The organism is Spirosoma areae (genome assembly GCF_054781775.1).
Genome location: NZ_BAAGTT010000043.1, coordinates 61,275 through 78,713 on the forward strand (window position 1 = coordinate 61,275; position 17,439 = coordinate 78,713).

Below are 17,439 nucleotides of genomic sequence, written 5' to 3' on the forward strand. Positions count from 1 at the left end.
ATGAGCAAACGAACTGCGCCCGCCCTCGTTTTCATTTTTATTACGCTGCTGATTGACGTTACGGGGCTGGGGATTATTATTCCGGTTTTCCCGAAACTGATTGAACAACTGATTCATGGTAACATTAGCCAGGCGGCCAGTTGGGGCGGTTGGCTGACATTCTCGTATGCGGCCATGCAATTCATTTTCTCGCCCATACTGGGTGGGTTAAGCGACCGCTACGGGCGCAGACCGGTGCTGCTTTTCTCACTCTTTGGCTTTGGTCTCGACTACGTGCTTCAGGGATTTGCGCCCACCATTGAATGGCTCTTTGTTGGGCGGTTGCTGGCCGGTGTTACGGGGGCCAGTTTCACCACCGCTACCGCGTACATTGCCGACATTAGCCCCCCCGAAAAGCGAGCGCAAAACTTTGGCCTGGTTGGTGCGGCATTCGGCGTAGGCTTTATTCTGGGACCCGCCGTTGGTGGCTTTCTGGGGCAATATGGTCCGCGGGTGCCGTTTTTCGTAGCAGCCGGGCTAACGATGGTTAATTTTCTGTACGGCTTTTTTATCCTGCCCGAATCCCTCGCCCCCGAAAACCGTCGCCCCTTCGACTGGCGCCGTGCCAATCCCGTCGGGTCGCTGATGCGCTTAGGCAAATACCCGGTTATTCTGGGCTTAGTGGCCTCATTAGTGCTGGTGTATATTGCCAGCTTCGCCGTGCAGGGAACCTGGACGTTCTACACAATGGAGAAATTTAAATGGGATGAGAAAACGGTCGGGCTGTCGCTTGCCGCCATTGGTTTATCCTTCGCCGTTGTGCAGGGCGGCCTGAGCCGGGTTATTATTCCGAAATTAGGGCAGCAACGATCGGTCTACGTCGGGTTGATGTTCAGTGCAATTGGCTTTGCCCTGTTCGGGTTTGCCAATCAGGGCTGGATGATGTTTGCGTTCATGGCCGTTTACGCCATGGGGGGCATTGCCGGACCATCCATTCAAGGCATCATTTCAAACCAGGTGCCAGCCAATGAGCAGGGCGAACTACAGGGCGCCCTAACCAGTCTGACCAGCACAACGGCCATTTTCGGCCCGCTTATTATGACCAACCTGTTCTCGTATTTCACCTCGCCCAAAGCGCCGGTTTATTTACCGGGAGCGCCCTATTTTTTAGGATCAATCTTAGTGGTAATTAGTGCCGCCCTGGCCCGGCGTGGGTTTAAACGACGTGGAATTCGTCAGCCGGAACCTGTTTCTACGGAGCCAATTTAAAGCGTGAACACCACATTAAATCGAAGGATCATCCCGTCCTCGGTTTTTAGCCCCATCAAGGACGGGCGTTCGATGTTGTGGTCGGCCATGCTCACCGGAAATTCGCCTGTTATCGTCATTTTACCGCCTGCATCTTTGCGGGTAGCCTGCAAGGTAGCAGGCTTTGCCACGCCATGAAACGTGAGGGTTCCTTTGGCCGTTAGTGCTCCATTTTCGCCCGCTTTAATGTCCGAGCTAACGAAGGTTACGTTTGGGTATTTCAGCCCATCGAGTACTTCGATGGCGTGTGAATCGCGGTTATTGTTGTCACTATCGAACGAGGCCACTTTCAGGGAAACAGCTACATTTTCGGGTTGCTTCGTATCGTCGTTGTAGATGATGGCGCAGTTAACTTCTTTACTGACGCCCTCCCAGTTATGCAGCGGGTGTTTGGCCGCATACGAAACGGTCGACAAGGCTTTGTCGGCCACCAGCTTGCGCTTAGCCATCGGCGACGTAAAGGCAAACAGAATCCAGACTGCCAGCCAGCAGCCAGAGTAGATGACGTATTTCATGGCGTTAAAATGTTAGAGCAAGTACCGAAGCCGCATAGGCCCCAAATGTGGTGTAGGCAGCCGCCCGGTGGTATGGTTTCAGCGAAGAGTTATCCTCAATCTTACGAGCCAGGATATTCGTTACGACCATGCCCGTCAGGTGAACAATGGCGAGGTACTTGTGCAGTTTTATGGTTGTAAATCCTTTCCTGGTCCCCACTATCGGCGGTGGCGTTGTGAGTGAGAGGGCCAGCGTGGTGCCATAGGCAATGTTGATAAACGTAGCCGACCGCTCATGCCAGACTTTCGTGTCGACATAATCCTGACCTTTGGCATTGTACAATTTCGCGCCGAGTAACCCCTGCACGACAAATCCCGCCAAGGTTACAAATCCACCAATCTGGTGGGTCACCAGCATCGTTCGCCGGACTTTCAACTCGTGAGCGCGGCCTTCAGAAGTCAGGGGGGCTATCTTCATCGTCCGCAGCAACCCTTTTGGACCCCAGAAGGCCCGCTGGGTAAACAGCATTTTATGCGGCAGCAACGAAATCGTTTCGGTCGAGTCGGTTAGACCAGCCAGCAGATCGGCAGTGGAGGTATCTGAAGCCGTGACCGGCGTAATGGTAGTATCCCGACGCACGGCAGTAGAATCCTGAGCATGCAGCGAACCCATACTAATCCACAGCAGTAGGGCAGAACAAACGTATTTCATCTGGCAAAATTTAGCGATTAGGTGTATAGGTGCTCCCAACTACCCTGATTAGTTAGGAGCACCCCGTCATGCCCTGTGATTAGGCGGTGACGGTCAGGGTATTTCCATCTGCACTGAGCGCCGTTTTATATTGAGTCAATGCTTTGGCAGCCGGACCCAATTTTACGGAGCCTGTCGTCGTGTATTCAGAGCCATGATTCGGACAGAATATATCATTCGTTCCGGAACGATACTGGACCTCCGTGCCCTCATGCGTACAGGTTTTAGAAAGAGCGATGTATTGCCCGCCCGTTGTTTTGGCAACCAGCAAACTGCCGACCAGGACGTATTGTCCCGCCGTCTTCAACTTACTGAAGTTTGAATCAGCCAGATTAAGTGTGAAACTAATCGCTCCTTTCGAGGTATCGGCATTGCCCGTAATCCCCGTACTGGGCGTGGGGGTAGGCGTTGCAGGTGTCGGATCATCGCTTTTTGAGCAGGCGGTCAGGCCCGTGCCCATGCAGTAAAAAGCCATCAGAGCCGCGCTGCTCATGCCTAAGCTGCGGAGGAATTCTCCGCGTTTCATCTGGTCGGTAGTTGGATTGGTTTTCATCGTTCGGTTATTACGTGTATTTACAACAATTAGCCCAGAATCAGGCCAGTGAGTAGGCCTGTTTTACAGTTTTCTGGCGTTTTACCCCCAACCCCCTGAAGGGGGCTAAAGCTTGACTATTCTCAACCTAAGCCCCCTTCAGGGGGTTGGGGGTAGAAGCAGAAATATCAAAAGACTTCCATTACAGAGTATCAAGTACGCCTGTTTTAAAGTTTGTACCGCAACGAAAAGAATGCGCCAGTGCTTAACAGATTTACCTTAAAATAGCCAACCCCCCGCAGTGGTGCCTTTAGGAAGGGCTCGACCTGCCAAGATAACCGGCGGCTCAACGCCCGTTCATAGCCTGCTGAAATGTTTAACTGGCTAAAGCCATACCCACCCGTGCTGGCGCTTTTTTCTAAGGGCGTATCTGGATAAATATTTGCGTCATTCAAGTACTTATACTTATAATCTTCCTGCTTAATGATGTAGGACGTTACACCACCACTGATAAACCAGCGACTTGGTGCCTCTCCATTCAATCGGGACCGAAGGAAAACGTCATAACGCACGTTAATTGGAATATCGAACATGTTGCATCGCCCGTCAATCCGTTCGAGTTTTGCATGTTGATTTAGCAAATAAGCGGGTACTTCTCCGTAGTCTGCCGTCTGAGCCTTATATACTTTCGTACTTTGAATCACCCCCGCCTGCACACTCCAGCGCGATGCAAGCCGGTACTCCAGCATAAGGCCTACATTGGTGCCGGGCCGGGAAAAGTTTTTCAACCCAATTGAACTCAAGTCTGGCGATACAACGAATCGAACACTAAGGCCCCGCATGGCGGCTGGCTTCGAAACGGCTCTCTGTGCCACCGTATCCGGTTGAGCAACAACGTCCCGCCCGCTGAACAGCAAGGGATCAGGCCAGTGACCCGGCCTGATAACCAGTTCATTAATAGGCAAAAATTCGTCCGGGGCGGTCCTGACTGAATTCGGCAACGTTGTGTTCATGGATGCCGTCAGGCCATCGGCCTGCAACGCCTGCTGCTCAGTTGTCACCCGGCGTTTACTTAACAAAGACCCGCCTGGTATCGCATTAGCCGTCGGTGAAAAAGTTAACCGACCAACGTTTCGGACCACCTTACGGAGTTTCTGCGTTGATAGATTACGCGCCAGACGACTCACTCGCGCCGGACGATTCCTGACCGCGTCGGACTTACGGACTTCAGTCGATGTAGCCTCAACTCGCACAGGATTGGTTCGGTCACGTTCAGATGGTGGTCTGTACGCTGTTGCCGGTCGTTTCGTGGTGGCTGCTTCAGTGGGTCTGCCCGTTGCATCTGCCGTTCCTACTGACTTGCCAGCGGTCTTTTCAGGTTCACTGACGGTACCCAATGATTCGGGCAGATTCGCTGGTTTCGTTTCGTTATCAGATTCAGCACTCAGCGAACTTTTGTCGGTTGGTCTTCCTGTTCTACGATCGGATAAGCGGGCTAACGGCTGCCGTTGGTTTTCGTTTTGGGCGACGGCCTTTTCCCTACCGGGTACAACGCCTGATTCGGTCTTGCCAGTAGTAGAGCGGCCTGTTGTGTACGTATACCACGCCCCACCGGTTAGCAGCAAAAGCAGCACAACAGGCAGTCCCCAGCGGAGCAGCTTATTCCAGATCGGTATTCCGCCGGTTGTCGGGCGATCGTGGGCGTCTAAGCGGGCTTCCATGTCCTGCCAGGCCGCCGGATCGAGCGGAGGATCAAACTCTTCAGCCGACTTTCTGAAGAGCCCGTCCAATTGGTCATCGGTTAGCTCTGACATACTCATCGTTGTTTAAGTGCCTCAATAACAGGCGTAGATTCTCCCGTGCCCGAGCCAGATTGGATTTGGATGCACCGACCGAAATACCGAGTTGCCCGGCAATTTCCTCATGCGTGAATCCATCCATAACATACAAATTAAAGACCAGCCGATAGGCGGGCGACAGGCGCTGAATTAGTCCCAGCAAATCCTCGTGCGCCAATTGACTAAATCCATCCGCTGCGGCTGTAACCGCCGTTTGTTCGACCTGCTCAATGTCGTCGTGTCGATGCCGAACCTCCTGCCGATAGTGGTCGATAGCTGCATTAATCATAATTCGCCGAAGCCAGCCCTTAAATGGCTGAGCCGCATCATACTGATCCAGGCGGGTAAATACTTTCAGAAAACCGTCGTTCAGTACCTCCACCGCCCCATCGCGCGTGGGCGCATAGCGCAGACAAACACTCATGGCATACCCGTAGAATTGCCGGTAAAGCAAGGCCTGACTTTGCCGGTGGTTGCGTAGACAACCCGCCAGAATGTCGGATAAAGCCGGTATGTTAGGCGCGTTGGACAACGTAATTCAATCTAGGATTAAAGCTGATTGCCTGTAGGTTGAGGCTACGTGCACGTAGCCTCACGTTGTAAACCTAACCACAAACTAACTAATTGGGTGCTATCGGCGACGTGTTATTCACAACTGGCCAGACGCCCGGTTTGGGTACGCTTACGCCTTTTGTACTACCCCGCTGGTTATTATCTGGCCCGAAAAAATACAGCGGCCAGCCTTTATAGGTAAGCTGCGTTTTACCAACCGCCGTAATTGTCGCAAAATCTGACCGCTTCAGGGCTGATGGAATTTCGCCAATAGTTGACGACGTCTCGGCTATTGGCCAGGTCGGGTTGTTACTCAAATCGGCTTTGGTGTATGTGTTTTTGTTGAATTTATCGGGCGCAAATGCATAGAGCGTTCGCCCGATACTATCAACCAAAAATAGGGAATTTCCCGTACCTTCTTTGGTATCAAACGTATAGTTCTTCCCATCATTGCCAACCAACTGACGCGACGCCAGCATAACCGTATAATTCGCTTTAGCAACCGACCAGACATTATTAACGTTCTCGCCAGCCACATCTCCCGCCTTTGTGTCATTCTGGTAGTAATAGAGCGGCCAGCCTTTGAATGTTGTTTGTTTGCTGCCATCGGCGCGGGCAATGGTACCAAAATCGGTCGCTTTCAGCCCACCGCCAATCGTAAGATTTTCTTTGTAGAAGACTGGCCATACTGTTGTACAGTTGCCGGTGCAGCTCGACACGCCCGCTACATCGGGAGCAAAGAAATAGAGTGTTTTACCGCCATCGCCGGTGATTACCTTACCCAGTGAAGTTGTCGCTACCGATACATCCGTTACGGTAGTGGGGTTTTCCTCGTTGCAGCTAACCAATACAATGGCCAGCAAAGCTGCCACTACAGGCAGGCGCGTGGCCCAAAAGGACGATTTCATTATCAACTGTGTTTTTAGGGTGAAAAAGAGAACAGTTGAACCGGTTCGTTCGTCAATACGGAGCGCTTTGATAAAGGGTTGCGTGAGGTCTGAAATTTTTCAGGTTTCCTTATCAGCCCGCCGGTCAGCCCGGATTTCGGGGATTGTATCGGGGTCAATCAGGCCCAGCGAGGCCGCGTGTTCTGCCGCAGCCACGGTGTCGGCCACGAGCAGCATGGGCACTTTATAGGCGTCCGTTGTGCGAATAAGCTCCCGGATGGCTTCGTCGCGCCGGTCTTCGGATACATCGCGGATATAGACGGCCCGAATCCGGCCGGGGTTATCCCGCACAACCTGCGCGTAGATTTCGGGGTCCTGCTGACCGCTGTCGCCGATGAGCACAAAGGGCAACTGCGGATTCACATCCAGCACTTTCCGAATCATGGCTAATTTATGGGTGTGATGCCCCTGCGATGACAACAGTTCACGGTTCAGGCCAAGATCGCGGAGTAGAATGGGTCCTTTTGGAATGCCCTGAATGCGAAAAAAATCGATTAACAAATCATATAAATTCCAGGGGCTGCTCGATACAAAATAAATTGGGTTGAACAGGGTCGTGACCGGGCCACTCTGCAAGGCCCGATAAAAAGCGGCTATTCCGGCAAACGGCAGGCGGGTATAGGCATTGCCCAGAAACGTCAGCCGGGCCGTTTGCAGCAGATTCGTAGCGCCCGTCACCAGCACCGTGTCGTCAATGTCGGAGACAACCCCAAACTGGCTAAAGGGTGGTGAAATCATCAGATAGCCATCTTTCACAACCGGCTGATTCGCACTGGTTTCCTCCGTATCGGGCTGGCCAATACCATCGAGCGAATAGCGGACCGGAAACCACGCCCGCCCTGGCGACAACTCAGACGGCGGTTTGATGGTCACCTCAAAATATCCTTCCTCATCCGTCACAGCCGTATGGGACTGGCCAAAGGCGTCAACGCGCACCGTTACGCCCGGCACTTCGTCGCTCTCGAATCGTTCGTAAGTTGCCAGCAGATTCTGCCAGAATGTATCCCGGTCGCTGGGGGTGCTTAGGTCACGCTGACGCAATACGCGCCCTTTGAGCCAAACTTCAGCCATACTGCCAAAACCGCGATAATAAATAATCCGATACGGTTTTCGGGCATCGAGCCGCCCAAACAGTCGTTCTTTAAGGTGGTCAAACTGAGTTTCGGCACCGGCTGAGGCATTGATGAGTAGTTCCTTCCAGGAGGTCATCGTAAATAGTGAAACGGTTTAGTGGTAACTTTGGGAGTCGATAGTGCAAACCACAAGTAAAAACCATGCACAAACAAATTGTTTATACAGAAGAGGCTCCCGGACCCATCGGACCCTATAGCCAGGCGGTTAAAGTTAATAACATGCTCTTCGTTTCGGGTCAGGTCGCGATTGATTTGGCCCCGCAAGGCGACATAAAAGCCGAAACCCAAAAAGTAATGGAAAACATCGGGGCAATTTTGAACGCTGCCGGTTTAGAGTATGCCAACGTAGTGAAAGCCAGCATTTTCGTGAAAGACATGAATAATTTCGCGGCTATCAACGACGTGTATGGCCAATTTTTCACCAGCGAGCCACCCGCCCGCGAAACCGTTGAGGTAGCCCGCTTACCCAAAGATGTTAACGTTGAAATTTCAGTTATAGCCATTCAATGATAGAATGATAGAATGAGTGAATGAGTAAATAGTTGCATGCGTCAGCTATTCGCTCATTCGCTCATTCTATCATTCAGAATTATTACTCTCTCATGCCAACTCCCGTTCGCGTTCGTTTCGCGCCCAGCCCCACCGGCCCGCTGCATATTGGCGGAGTGCGTACCGCGCTCTATAATTACCTGTTCGCCCGAAAGATGGGCGGCAAGATGCTTCTGCGTATCGAGGATACTGACCAGAACCGGTTTGTACCGGGAGCCGAAGCCTACATTCTCGAGAGCCTGCGCTGGGTCGGCATCGAGATCGACGAAGGTCAGGGTGTCGGCGGGCCGCATGCGCCCTATCGCCAGTCGGAGCGTAAGGAAATTTACCAGAAAGAAGCCCGGCGATTAGTCGAAGAAGGCAAAGCATATTACGCGTTCGATACCGCCGATGAATTAGACGCCATGCGGAAACGGCTCGAAGAAGCCAACGCGCCAGCGGCTCAATACAACGCTATCACCCGGATGCAGATGCGTAACTCATTGACCATGAAGGCTGATGATGTTCGCGCCCGTATGGATGCCGGTGAACCGTATGTGATTCGGTTGAAAACACCCCGAAAAGAGGAAGTTCGTCTGAATGACCTCATCCGGGGTTGGGTCAACGTGCATTCGTCGGCCATCGACGACAAGGTGCTGCTGAAATCTGATGGTCTGCCAACGTATCACCTTGCTAACATTGTGGATGACCACCTGATGGGCATTACACACGTCATTCGGGGCGAAGAATGGTTACCCTCGGCACCGCTGCATGTGCTGCTGTATCGCTACTTAGGTTGGGAGGATACTATGCCGCAGTTCGCTCATCTGCCGCTGTTGCTTAAACCCGAAGGCAACGGCAAACTTAGCAAACGCGATGCCGATTTAGGTGGTTTCCCGGTGTTTCCGCTGCAATGGACTGACCCCTTCACGGGTGCGGTGGCGCGGGGCTTCCGCGAAGATGGCTATCTGCCCGAAGCGACCGTTAATTTTCTGGCGCTGCTGGGCTGGAATCCCGGCACCGAGCAGGAATTATTTACGATGGATGAATTGATTGCCAGTTTCGACCTCACGCAGGTTCACAAGGCTGGAGCGCGGTTCGATATTCAGAAAGCGCAGTGGTTCAACCACCAGTATATTCGGCAGCGGTCGGATGCTGAACTGGCCCCGGCCGTGCAGCAACAGGCCGAAGCTGCCGGGCTTGTCTGTTCAGTAGAGAAAGCCGAAAAAATTGTCGCGCTGCTGAAAGGCCGCGTTAATTTCGCCCACGAAATCTTCACCGAAGCCGGAACAATTTTCAACGCACCAGCGACGTATGATGAAGCCATTGCGATCGCCAAATGGAACGACGATGCCGCGCGGGCTGTGACAGCTTTCCGCGATGCGCTTCAATCAGCCAGCGGTGATTTTGTGGCCGAGACCATCAAACATACCTTGTCGGACGCGATGCAGCAGGCGGGTATCAAGCAGGGCAAAATCATGCAGGCGATGCGCTTAGCCCTAACGGGTTCTGGTGCTGGCCCCGACCTGATGCTGACCATGGAAATCATTGGTAAAGAAGAGACAGTCCGGCGGTTGGAGCAAGCTTTATCGACATTAAAAATTCCAGCCTAAACATTTTGTCGCTATCGCGGCTTAACGGGTATCTATGCTTGGCAAAAAGCTTGTTTTTGTTATTCCGACGAAGCGGGGCGGCCTGGGCCGCCCCGCTTCGTCGGAATAACAAAAAAATTCCTAAATCGCTATTCTCAAGAGGGAAATTAAACACCCAAACAGCTTCAAACGCGAACCTTATGGCAAAGAAAAAACCAAACCCCGATGAAAACGACAAGCCCCGTGTTCATAAGGAACTCGAAGGGTTTGACATTCAGATTAATTCGTTCGGCGAAATCACGACGAGTTTTGATATTGACCGCATCAACCAGTTTCTGAACAAAACCGTTGACGACAAAAAACTTCGCCATCGCACCGACCTGAATCTAAAAGGCGAATCCACGCCGGATGAATCCACGGCTGACGAAACGGACGAGCCGACCGACGATGAGTTGAATCTGGACGATGATTTACCTCTGGACGAAGAAGAAAAACGCTAAAAGCTCGACCCAACAAAATGCCCGGTCAGGCTTTTTTTGTGCCGTTCGTCAGAAAAATCATTCCTCAAATGCCTGAGTTTCCGTAGTTTTCGCTCACTAAACACGAACGATTAACGACTCTTAGCATGTATTCTCACGAAATCGACTACAAAATTATTGGTGAAGACATCCAGATTGTGGAAATCGAACTGGACCCCAGCGAAACCGTCATTGCCGAAGCCGGTTCCATGCTGTTTATGGAAGATGGCGTCACCTTTGAGACCAAAATGGGCGACGGCTCTCAACCCAATCAGGGATTTCTGGGAACGTTGCTTAACGCCGGATCGCGCATGATTATGGGCGAATCGCTGTTCATGACGCACTTCACCAACCGGGGGGTTGGCAAGCGCAAGGTGGCCTTCGCAGCCCCGTATCCGGGTACGATTATGGCCGTTAATCTGGCGACTATAGTGGGCAATACGCTTATTGTTCAGAAAGATGCTTTCCTGTGTGCGGCCCTGGGCACAAAACTAAGCATCCATTTCAATCAGCGTTTGGGAGCCGGTTTCTTCGGTGGCGAAGGGTTCATTCTTGAAAAAGTACAGGGCGATGGCATGGCCTTTATTCATGCCGGGGGCGTGGTGATTGAGCGAACCCTAAACAACGAAACCCTGCGGGTCGATACGGGCTGCGTGGTTGGTTTTGAACCCAGTATCAACTTCGACATTCAGCGGTCGGGTGGCCTGAGGAGCATGGTGTTTGGTGGTGAAGGGCTTTTTCTGGCCACGCTTAGTGGCTCCGGTAAAGTCTGGATTCAGTCGATGCCGATTTCCAAGCTGGTACAACGGCTGGCCCCTTACAGTGCCCAGAGTCATAAAGAAAGCGGCTCCGTGCTGGGTAAGTTAGGTAATCTGCTGGAATGATAGTTTATTCCCAAACTGGCTGTTTACGGAAATCTCGTCTTTTATATTTTTGCTTACGACCTTGTTGAGCGAATGCACGTTCACGTATCGAATACGAAAAGTCGTTCGGGTAAACCAGCCAAAATATGGTTAGACACGCTTGATGCATTTGAAAGTGGAAATTTGACAAAGTAGGAAATTTCTTCAGCGTTAAACTTGTTGGCCAATCATAAAGACAGTATCGAAAAGTCAATTCATATCTTTGCCGTTGAAGGGAAACCACAAACGCTGCATTTGCGATGAGAAACGTTGGCTATAATTCATTCGTTTCGAAAGGCGGGAGCTGTTACGCTCCATCTTGAAGATGGCCGAAGCGTAATAGCCCCTCTTAACCAATTTCCGGGTATTGTACAGTTGTCCCCAGCCCAGCGACGTCATTATCATATCGCTGATGGAAACATCATTCTGTTCCACGATGACGATGAGGTTTATCATATTCAGGATTTCCTCGGAACTTATGAAACGAATGCGTACCAATCGCCAGGTAAACAGCACAACAAGCAAATTAAAAAGTTGACTGACAACACTATACAAGTTGGTGAAGAAGTTAATACTATTAAAAATACTGCTAAACAGGCTAGCCAACATTCTGAACAATTAAGAGAAGCAACTGATGGAAGTTATTTGCACGAATGACAATTTCCCGGCTCCCGTACTGGCGTTTTATGCCGAATTTGGTGTGCAAACGCCCAAGCGCGACACACTCTACACCGTTCGGCAGGTGAAACGTCATACAACCGGCGAAACGGGCGTATTGCTGAACGAACTGAAAAATCCAGATGTACCCGTGAAGCACCCGGTCATGGGCGAAGTTTGGTTTGAACCGACGTTCAACATCAACCGATTCGCTACGCTGATGGGCCAACCCGTGCGGCAGGAAGAACTCGAAAATGTGAACGTTTAGCTGAATTTATAGCGTACAGCAAAAGCCTGGCACCAAACCGCCGGGCTTTTTCGTTGTTTTCTTTGTCCAGTTGACGGTAAGACTAATCTACTTTGCTAAAGTATTCCACCCTTCTGTTTGTGAGCCTTTTGCTGGCTGCCTGCGGCAACAGCTCATCGGATAACTATGTTCCGAAACCAAAGGGATTTCCTCGTCTCGACTTACCTACGCCCCGCTATACGCTTCTCGAACCGACGCACCCGTACCAGTTCGAGTACAATACAATTGCCCGAATTCTGCGGGATACCTTCGCCCGAGCCGAGCCAGACTGGATTTTTATCAACTATCCGGCCTATCAGGCCAGCGTTCAGTTGACCTACAAACCGATTCGGAACGATGTGAACCGCCTGCGGGCCATGCTCGAAGATTCGTATAAACTGGCCGCCCGGCACAACATCAAAGCCTACGCCATTGAGCAGCGAAAAATCCGGTTAAAGTCGGGCCTGGAAGCCAGCCTGATCGATCTTTCCGGCGAAGTGCCCAGCCAGGTGCAGTTCGTTACGACGGACTCAACGACGCATTTTCTGCGGGGGGCATTGTACTTCAATACAGCCACCGAAAACGACTCCTTACAGCCTGTCATTCAGTACATTCGTAAAGATATTTTGCATTTGTTAACTACGCTGAAGTGGCGAAAATAAATAGGTCTTTTTCTTTTCCAACGGTTGCCTGCTACTCTGGGTCATCGCTAAAAACTTAAAACGATGCGTAAACTAATTGTCTTGATGGTTTGGCTCGGTATAGGCGCCGGATGCTCTAAAGAAGTTGAGCCGGATTGTTCGGAGAAGCCGTATTTGCAGGATCATATCTGTAACAAAATCTACCAGCCTGTATGCGGCTGTAATGGGAAGACCTATGGCAATTCGTGCGAGGCCGAAGGCTATGGTATTCTGACGTATACACAGGGTGAATGTGGCAAATAAAAATTATGTTTGAATTACGCCCACTGAAAAGGGTTTCGTGATCGGGGCGTGGTTAGCAGCAGCGATTCCTTCCGACAGAATTTGTCGGGTCTGCAACGGGCCGATGATGGCATCGGTCCAGAGCCGGGCGGCTGCATAATAGGGCGATAATTGCGCGTTATACTGGTCCGTTATTTTCTTCAAGTGCGCCTGCTCTTCCTCCGGTGTCATGGGTTGCCCTTTTGCTTTTTGGGCCGCCACCTGAATCTGGAGCAGCGTTTTGGCGGCTGAGGCCCCGCTCATAACGGCCATTTGCGCCGTTGGCCAGGCAAGCATCAGGCGGGGGTCATACGCTTTTCCGCACATGGCGTAGTTGCCCGCGCCATAACTATTTCCCACCACAACCGTAAATTTTGGTACGACCGAATTAGCCATTGCGCTGACCATTTTGGCTCCGTCCTTAATGATTCCGCCCTGTTCGGCCCGGCTCCCGACCATAAAGCCCGATACATCCTGCAAAAACACCAGCGGAATCCGCTTCTGATTGCAATTCATAATAAAGCGGGCGGCTTTATCGGCGGCATCGCCATAAATAACACCGCCCATTTGCATTTCAGTCGGTTGTCCCGTCCTGCCTTTCGCTTTTACCACCTTGCGTTGATTGGCCACAATCCCCACCGCCCAACCGTCGATGCGGGCGTAGCCGCATAGCAGCGACTGCCCGTAGCCGGGTTTATAGGCGTCGAATTGGGAGTTATCCACAAGCCTGTCCACAATTTCCTGCATATCGTAGGGCTTAACCCGGTCGGCAGGGAGTATCTGGTAGATATCGTCGGGGTTTTTGGCGGGAGGAGCCGGTTCGGTGCGGTCGAAGCCAGCCGTTTCTGGCTGACCAACTTTATCAAAAATACGCTTTATGGCGTCCAAACAGCTTTTATCGTCGGGGTATTTGTTATCGACCACGCCCGAAATATCGGTATGCGTCGTGGCCCCGCCGAGCGTTTCTGCATCGACATCCTCGCCGATGGAGGCTTTGACCAAATACGGTCCCGCCAGAAAAATAGAACCCGTGCCTTCCACAATCAGGCTCTCGTCGGACATGATGGGCAGGTAAGCGCCACCGGCTACGCAACTGCCCATAATGGCGGCCACCTGCAAAATGCCCATTGCTGAAAGCTGCGCGTTGTTGCGGAATGTTCGACCAAAATGTTCTTTATCGGCAAATACCTCGTCCTGCAGGGGCAGATAAACCCCCGCGCTGTCGACTAAGTAAATGATAGGCAGGCGGTTCTCCATCGCAATCTCCTGCGCCCGGAGGTTTTTCTTGGCTGTTATGGGAAACCAGGCCCCAGCCTTCACGGTAGCATCGTTGGCCACAATCACGCACTGCCGCCCCGACACATACCCAATGCCAACCACAACGCCACCCGACGGACAGCCGCCATGTTCGGCATACATACCTTCGCCCGTGAACAACCCGATTTCAACAAACGGCTTCCCGGCATCAGTTAGGTACGCGATGCGTTCGCGGGCGGTCAGTTTGCCTTTGCGGTGCTGATCCTCAATTTTTTTCGGGCCACCACCAAGCTGAGTTTGCGTGGTTCGCCGGGTAAGTTCGTCAAGAAGTGGTTGCATGGAGGAGTGGGTGGAGTGTGGTTGTATGGTGTTAGCCGATGAAAAAAACTAACGTCAATTCTCCACTAACCCCGTTGTGCGAATATAAACTTTAGCCAACGAAAGCGTTAGGCCAATGGTCTGAATGGTGAATTGGCCGGACGGCTCGGCAAGTTGCTCCATCAGGGTCCACTGGCCGAGGTCGTTTTTACGCCAGACCTCTACGGCTACCTGCTGCGAGTCGATGAGTACATATTCCTGAAAAGATGGAATGCTTCGGTAGCGCAGGAATTTCCGCCCCCGGTCGTAGTCTTCGGTACCCTCAGAAATTACTTCGATCAGTACAGCCGGATTGAGCAGATTATCGAAGCCACCGGGCAGTAGTTCGGGTTCACCGCATACAATCACAATGTCAGGATACGCATACAGACCGGTAGCGGGCAGATGAACGCGCATATCCGACGAAAAAGACTGACAATCAGTCTCCTCAATATGCATAATAATTCTGCCATTAATATTATCGCGAATGCGATTGTGGTTGCGGGTTGCGCCAGCCATAGGAATGATTTCGCCGTCGAAAAATTCGCTTTTGTCGAGGGCCTGCCGTTCAGCGGCTAAGTACTCTTCCGGGCTAATCATGCGCTTTTCGACCGCTATCATGTTCTGGCGAGTTTGCTTTCCTGAAAATACGCTATTGGTGGCTTAAAAACAATCCGTTTCCCGGCTACTTTTTCGTTGAATCTGGCGAAGCTGGAATAACGGCTGAGGCCGTGATGGTTGTGCTGGCGGGTTGAGCTGTTGTGGAACCTGGTTTATCTTTCCGGCCAAAGAGCGAGAAATGCACGTAGCGTTTCGGATTTTCGCGCAAATCGGTGAGCAGCTTTTCGAGACTGGCCGTCGTTTTATTGACGTTGGTGTAGAGGGCTTCGTCGGAGGTTAGTTTACCCAGCGACCCGCGCCCGTTGTTGACGTCGGCCAGAATGCGCTGCAGATTATCCACCGTTTTATTGACCGTCAGCAGTGTTTGCTTTAGCTGAAGTCCCTGCAGCGAGTCGGCAAAGGTATCGGCCTTAGCCAGAATGGGCTTGAGTTGCTGTTCGGTTTCGACCAGCGAAGTCGCCAGGTGGTTCACGCTGGCAAGAGTTGCCTTCAACCCCGCGCGGTTTTCGGCAATGGTCAAATCGAGGGTCTTAACGCCGGAGTTAGCGCTCTGAAGCGTTTGTTTGAGCATTACTCCCGTTTGATCGAACTGGGCCACAACCCGATTAAGCTGATAAGTCAGCGAGTCCACATTATTGAGCACCGGCAACGTTTTCTCCCGAATCAGGGCCGACAAACCCGTTTCTTTCACGGATACCAACATACCGCCTTCTTCGAGTTGCGGCTGTCTGGCGTTTATACTTAGCTGAATCTCTTTCCCGCCCAGCAGACCATCATCGGACAGAACCGCCCGGGACCCCTTCGTCACCAGAATGTCGTTGTTGAGTTCCAGGGTAACCAGCAGTTTATTTTCCTGATTCTGTAAAATCTGGATATCCTTTACCCGGCCAACTGATAAGCCATTGATTCTAACCGGATTAGAAGCCACTAAGCCATCAATATTGTCATAAACAACCTGATACTTATGCGTGCTGGAGAAGAAATCAGATCCTTTGAGAAATCGAAATCCAAAATAGAGCATCAGCAGCGCAACGACAGCCAACAGACCTACTTTTACTTCCTTTGAAACGTTCATGCGTGTGTGAAGGTGAACAGCCTGGCAGGCCGCGCCAACCAATTTAGTTGACTGTGTAACCAATATTCGGGGCCATTTGTCCCAAAGCCCGGTGAATTTAGTGGCGTTAGTGACGTTGGAACGTGTGTTGAACAGGTGTGATTTATTAACTTCTCTATTCAACGTTGTCCACTCACACAACTCACTGCGCTCATTTCACCCTTCGGCTTCTATTTCCTGTTTATACTGCACAAAGGCTTTGTAAATGGCCGTCGACATTTCCTCCTGCCCTTCATCCGACCTCAGATAGTCCTCTTCTGTTGGATTAGTCAAATACCCGGTTTCGATTAGAACGCTGGGCATGGTGGCTTTCCAAAGCACAATAAAACCGGCCTGTTTAACCCCATTGCTTTTTCGGTCGGCATTGTAGCGAAAACTACGCTCAATTTTTTGGGCAAAATTAATGCTGCTTCCCATGAAGGCGTGCTGGTAGTTGGCCAGCATGATCGTAGCTAAGGGTGAGTTGGGGTCAAACCCTTTGTAGGTCTGCTGGTAATTCTTTTCCTGTAAAATTACGGCATTTTCGCGCCGGGCTACGTCGAGGTTCCGTTCCGTTTTGTGAAGCCCCAGCGTATAGGTTTCGGTGCCATAGACCCGGCTGCTCGATGGACTGGCATTGCAGTGGATGGAAATAAACAGGTCGGCCCGGTTACGGTTGGCAATGGCCCCCCGTTCATATAAATCAACAAAGCGGTCGGAAGCCCGCGTATAAATCACCCGAATGTTTGGGTGCTTCGCCTTAATTTTACGACCCAGTTGCAGAATTAAGTCCAGATTGATCGTTTTCTCTTTGGCATACCGACCGTGTGTACCGGGGTCTTTGCCGCCATGACCCGCATCGAGCACAACCGTGCGAACCTGATTGGGAGCCTCATTATCCGGCGCGGAGGTTTCAGTCTCCTGCGACCCGGCCCGGCGAACCGTATCCTGAATTAAGTCGGGTGATAGTATGGTGGGCGTAGTTAGGGCGAGGAGTGGCAGCACCACTACGGCCAGTGTTGTCACTATTCCGGGAGCCGAAGATGAAATTCGAAGACCCATGGGTTTAATAATTTTTAACAGCCAAAAACGTTTCAAAGCGATAGTGGGATAACTGTTCGTGAATACCTTT

General features: G+C 51.6%; 21 protein-coding genes. 10 read left to right on the forward strand and 11 right to left on the reverse strand.

Translation table 11 applies throughout. The annotated features are described in order from the left end of the window. Window positions 1-1,248, forward strand: coding sequence for a TCR/Tet family MFS transporter (locus ACYVI1_RS26425; protein ID WP_460914027.1), 1,248 nt, complete (start codon window positions 1-3; stop codon window positions 1,246-1,248). Here ACYVI1_RS26425 and ACYVI1_RS26430 read toward each other — a convergent pair. The 7 genes from ACYVI1_RS26430 to ACYVI1_RS26460 form a co-directional block, all read right to left on the reverse strand. Continuing rightward, window positions 1,245-1,802, reverse strand: a complete 558-nt coding sequence (locus tag ACYVI1_RS26430) for a YceI family protein (RefSeq protein WP_460914028.1) — start codon at window positions 1,800-1,802, stop codon at window positions 1,245-1,247. The two genes, ACYVI1_RS26425 and ACYVI1_RS26430, sit on opposite strands and share 4 nt — an antisense overlap. Before the next feature lie 4 nt (window positions 1,803-1,806). Then, the gene (locus tag ACYVI1_RS26435; RefSeq protein WP_460914030.1) at window positions 1,807-2,493 is read right to left on the reverse strand and encodes a hypothetical protein; all 687 of its coding nucleotides are present in this window, start codon (window positions 2,491-2,493) and stop codon (window positions 1,807-1,809) included. 79 nt (window positions 2,494-2,572) lie between these two features. Next, window positions 2,573-3,085: a QcrA and Rieske domain-containing protein gene (locus ACYVI1_RS26440; protein WP_460914031.1), complete on the reverse strand. Its 513-nt coding sequence runs from the start codon at window positions 3,083-3,085 to the stop codon at window positions 2,573-2,575. A gap of 206 nt (window positions 3,086-3,291) precedes the next feature. After that, window positions 3,292-4,878 carry a porin family protein gene (locus tag ACYVI1_RS26445; protein WP_460914032.1) on the reverse strand — a complete coding sequence of 529 codons (1,587 nt, stop codon included), beginning with the start codon at window positions 4,876-4,878 and terminating at the stop codon, window positions 3,292-3,294. Further along, window positions 4,859-5,434: an RNA polymerase sigma factor gene (locus ACYVI1_RS26450; protein ID WP_460914034.1), complete on the reverse strand. Its 576-nt coding sequence runs from the start codon at window positions 5,432-5,434 to the stop codon at window positions 4,859-4,861. Before ACYVI1_RS26450 ends, ACYVI1_RS26445 begins: the two co-directional genes overlap by 20 nt. 88 nt (window positions 5,435-5,522) lie before the next feature. Next, the gene (locus ACYVI1_RS26455) at window positions 5,523-6,362 is read right to left on the reverse strand and encodes a hypothetical protein (protein ID WP_460914036.1); all 840 of its coding nucleotides are present in this window, start codon (window positions 6,360-6,362) and stop codon (window positions 5,523-5,525) included. 99 nt (window positions 6,363-6,461) lie between these two features. Next, window positions 6,462-7,610, reverse strand: a complete 1,149-nt coding sequence (locus tag ACYVI1_RS26460) for an App1 family protein (RefSeq protein ID WP_460914037.1) — start codon at window positions 7,608-7,610, stop codon at window positions 6,462-6,464. A 65-nt stretch (window positions 7,611-7,675) separates the two neighbouring features. Between ACYVI1_RS26460 and ACYVI1_RS26465 the strand changes: the two genes are divergently transcribed. The 9 genes from ACYVI1_RS26465 (at window position 7,676) to ACYVI1_RS26505 (ending at window position 12,961) form a co-directional block, all read left to right on the forward strand. Beyond that, complete coding sequence (locus ACYVI1_RS26465; protein ID WP_460914038.1) at window positions 7,676-8,044, forward strand: Rid family detoxifying hydrolase; 369 nt, start codon at window positions 7,676-7,678, stop codon at window positions 8,042-8,044. A gap of 92 nt (window positions 8,045-8,136) precedes the next feature. Then, a complete protein-coding gene (gltX, locus tag ACYVI1_RS26470) occupies window positions 8,137-9,675 on the forward strand; it encodes a glutamate--tRNA ligase (protein WP_460914039.1) in 1,539 nt (512 codons plus the stop codon). Between the two features lie 179 nt (window positions 9,676-9,854). Further along, on the forward strand, window positions 9,855-10,154 hold the full coding sequence (locus ACYVI1_RS26475; protein ID WP_460914042.1) for a hypothetical protein: 300 nt from the start codon (window positions 9,855-9,857) through the stop codon (window positions 10,152-10,154). Window positions 10,155-10,279: 125 nt separating this feature from the next. After that, window positions 10,280-11,056, forward strand: coding sequence for a TIGR00266 family protein (locus ACYVI1_RS26480; protein ID WP_460914044.1), 777 nt, complete (start codon window positions 10,280-10,282; stop codon window positions 11,054-11,056). 45 nt (window positions 11,057-11,101) lie between these two features. Then, window positions 11,102-11,230 (forward strand): DUF4160 domain-containing protein, encoded by a 129-nt coding sequence (locus tag ACYVI1_RS26485; protein ID WP_460914231.1) that lies wholly within the window; start codon window positions 11,102-11,104, stop codon window positions 11,228-11,230. A 114-nt stretch (window positions 11,231-11,344) separates the two neighbouring features. After that, entirely contained in the window at window positions 11,345-11,731 is a 387-nt protein-coding gene (locus tag ACYVI1_RS26490) for a hypothetical protein (protein WP_460914046.1), read from the forward strand. After that, on the forward strand, window positions 11,709-11,999 hold the full coding sequence (locus ACYVI1_RS26495) for a hypothetical protein (RefSeq protein WP_460914047.1): 291 nt from the start codon (window positions 11,709-11,711) through the stop codon (window positions 11,997-11,999). Before ACYVI1_RS26490 ends, ACYVI1_RS26495 begins: the two co-directional genes overlap by 23 nt. Window positions 12,000-12,091: 92 nt before the next feature. Further along, window positions 12,092-12,679, forward strand: a complete 588-nt coding sequence (gldD, locus tag ACYVI1_RS26500; RefSeq protein WP_460914048.1) for a gliding motility lipoprotein GldD — start codon at window positions 12,092-12,094, stop codon at window positions 12,677-12,679. 63 nt (window positions 12,680-12,742) lie between these two features. Beyond that, window positions 12,743-12,961, forward strand: a complete 219-nt coding sequence (locus ACYVI1_RS26505; RefSeq protein WP_460914050.1) for a Kazal-type serine protease inhibitor family protein — start codon at window positions 12,743-12,745, stop codon at window positions 12,959-12,961. Window positions 12,962-12,964: 3 nt separating this feature from the next. Here ACYVI1_RS26505 and ACYVI1_RS26510 read toward each other — a convergent pair whose 3' ends face one another. The 4 genes from ACYVI1_RS26510 to ACYVI1_RS26525 all read right to left on the reverse strand — a co-directional run bounded on the left by ACYVI1_RS26510 (window position 12,965) and on the right by ACYVI1_RS26525 (window position 17,369). Beyond that, entirely contained in the window at window positions 12,965-14,575 is a 1,611-nt protein-coding gene (locus ACYVI1_RS26510; RefSeq protein ID WP_460914052.1) for an acyl-CoA carboxylase subunit beta, read from the reverse strand. Between the two features lie 54 nt (window positions 14,576-14,629). Further along, entirely contained in the window at window positions 14,630-15,214 is a 585-nt protein-coding gene (locus tag ACYVI1_RS26515) for a Uma2 family endonuclease (protein WP_460914053.1), read from the reverse strand. Between the two features lie 64 nt (window positions 15,215-15,278). Beyond that, window positions 15,279-16,289 (reverse strand): MlaD family protein, encoded by a 1,011-nt coding sequence (locus tag ACYVI1_RS26520; RefSeq protein ID WP_460914054.1) that lies wholly within the window; start codon window positions 16,287-16,289, stop codon window positions 15,279-15,281. Between the two features lie 195 nt (window positions 16,290-16,484). Next, complete coding sequence (locus ACYVI1_RS26525) at window positions 16,485-17,369, reverse strand: N-acetylmuramoyl-L-alanine amidase family protein (RefSeq protein WP_460914055.1); 885 nt, start codon at window positions 17,367-17,369, stop codon at window positions 16,485-16,487. Window positions 17,370-17,439: the final 70 nt, after the last annotated feature.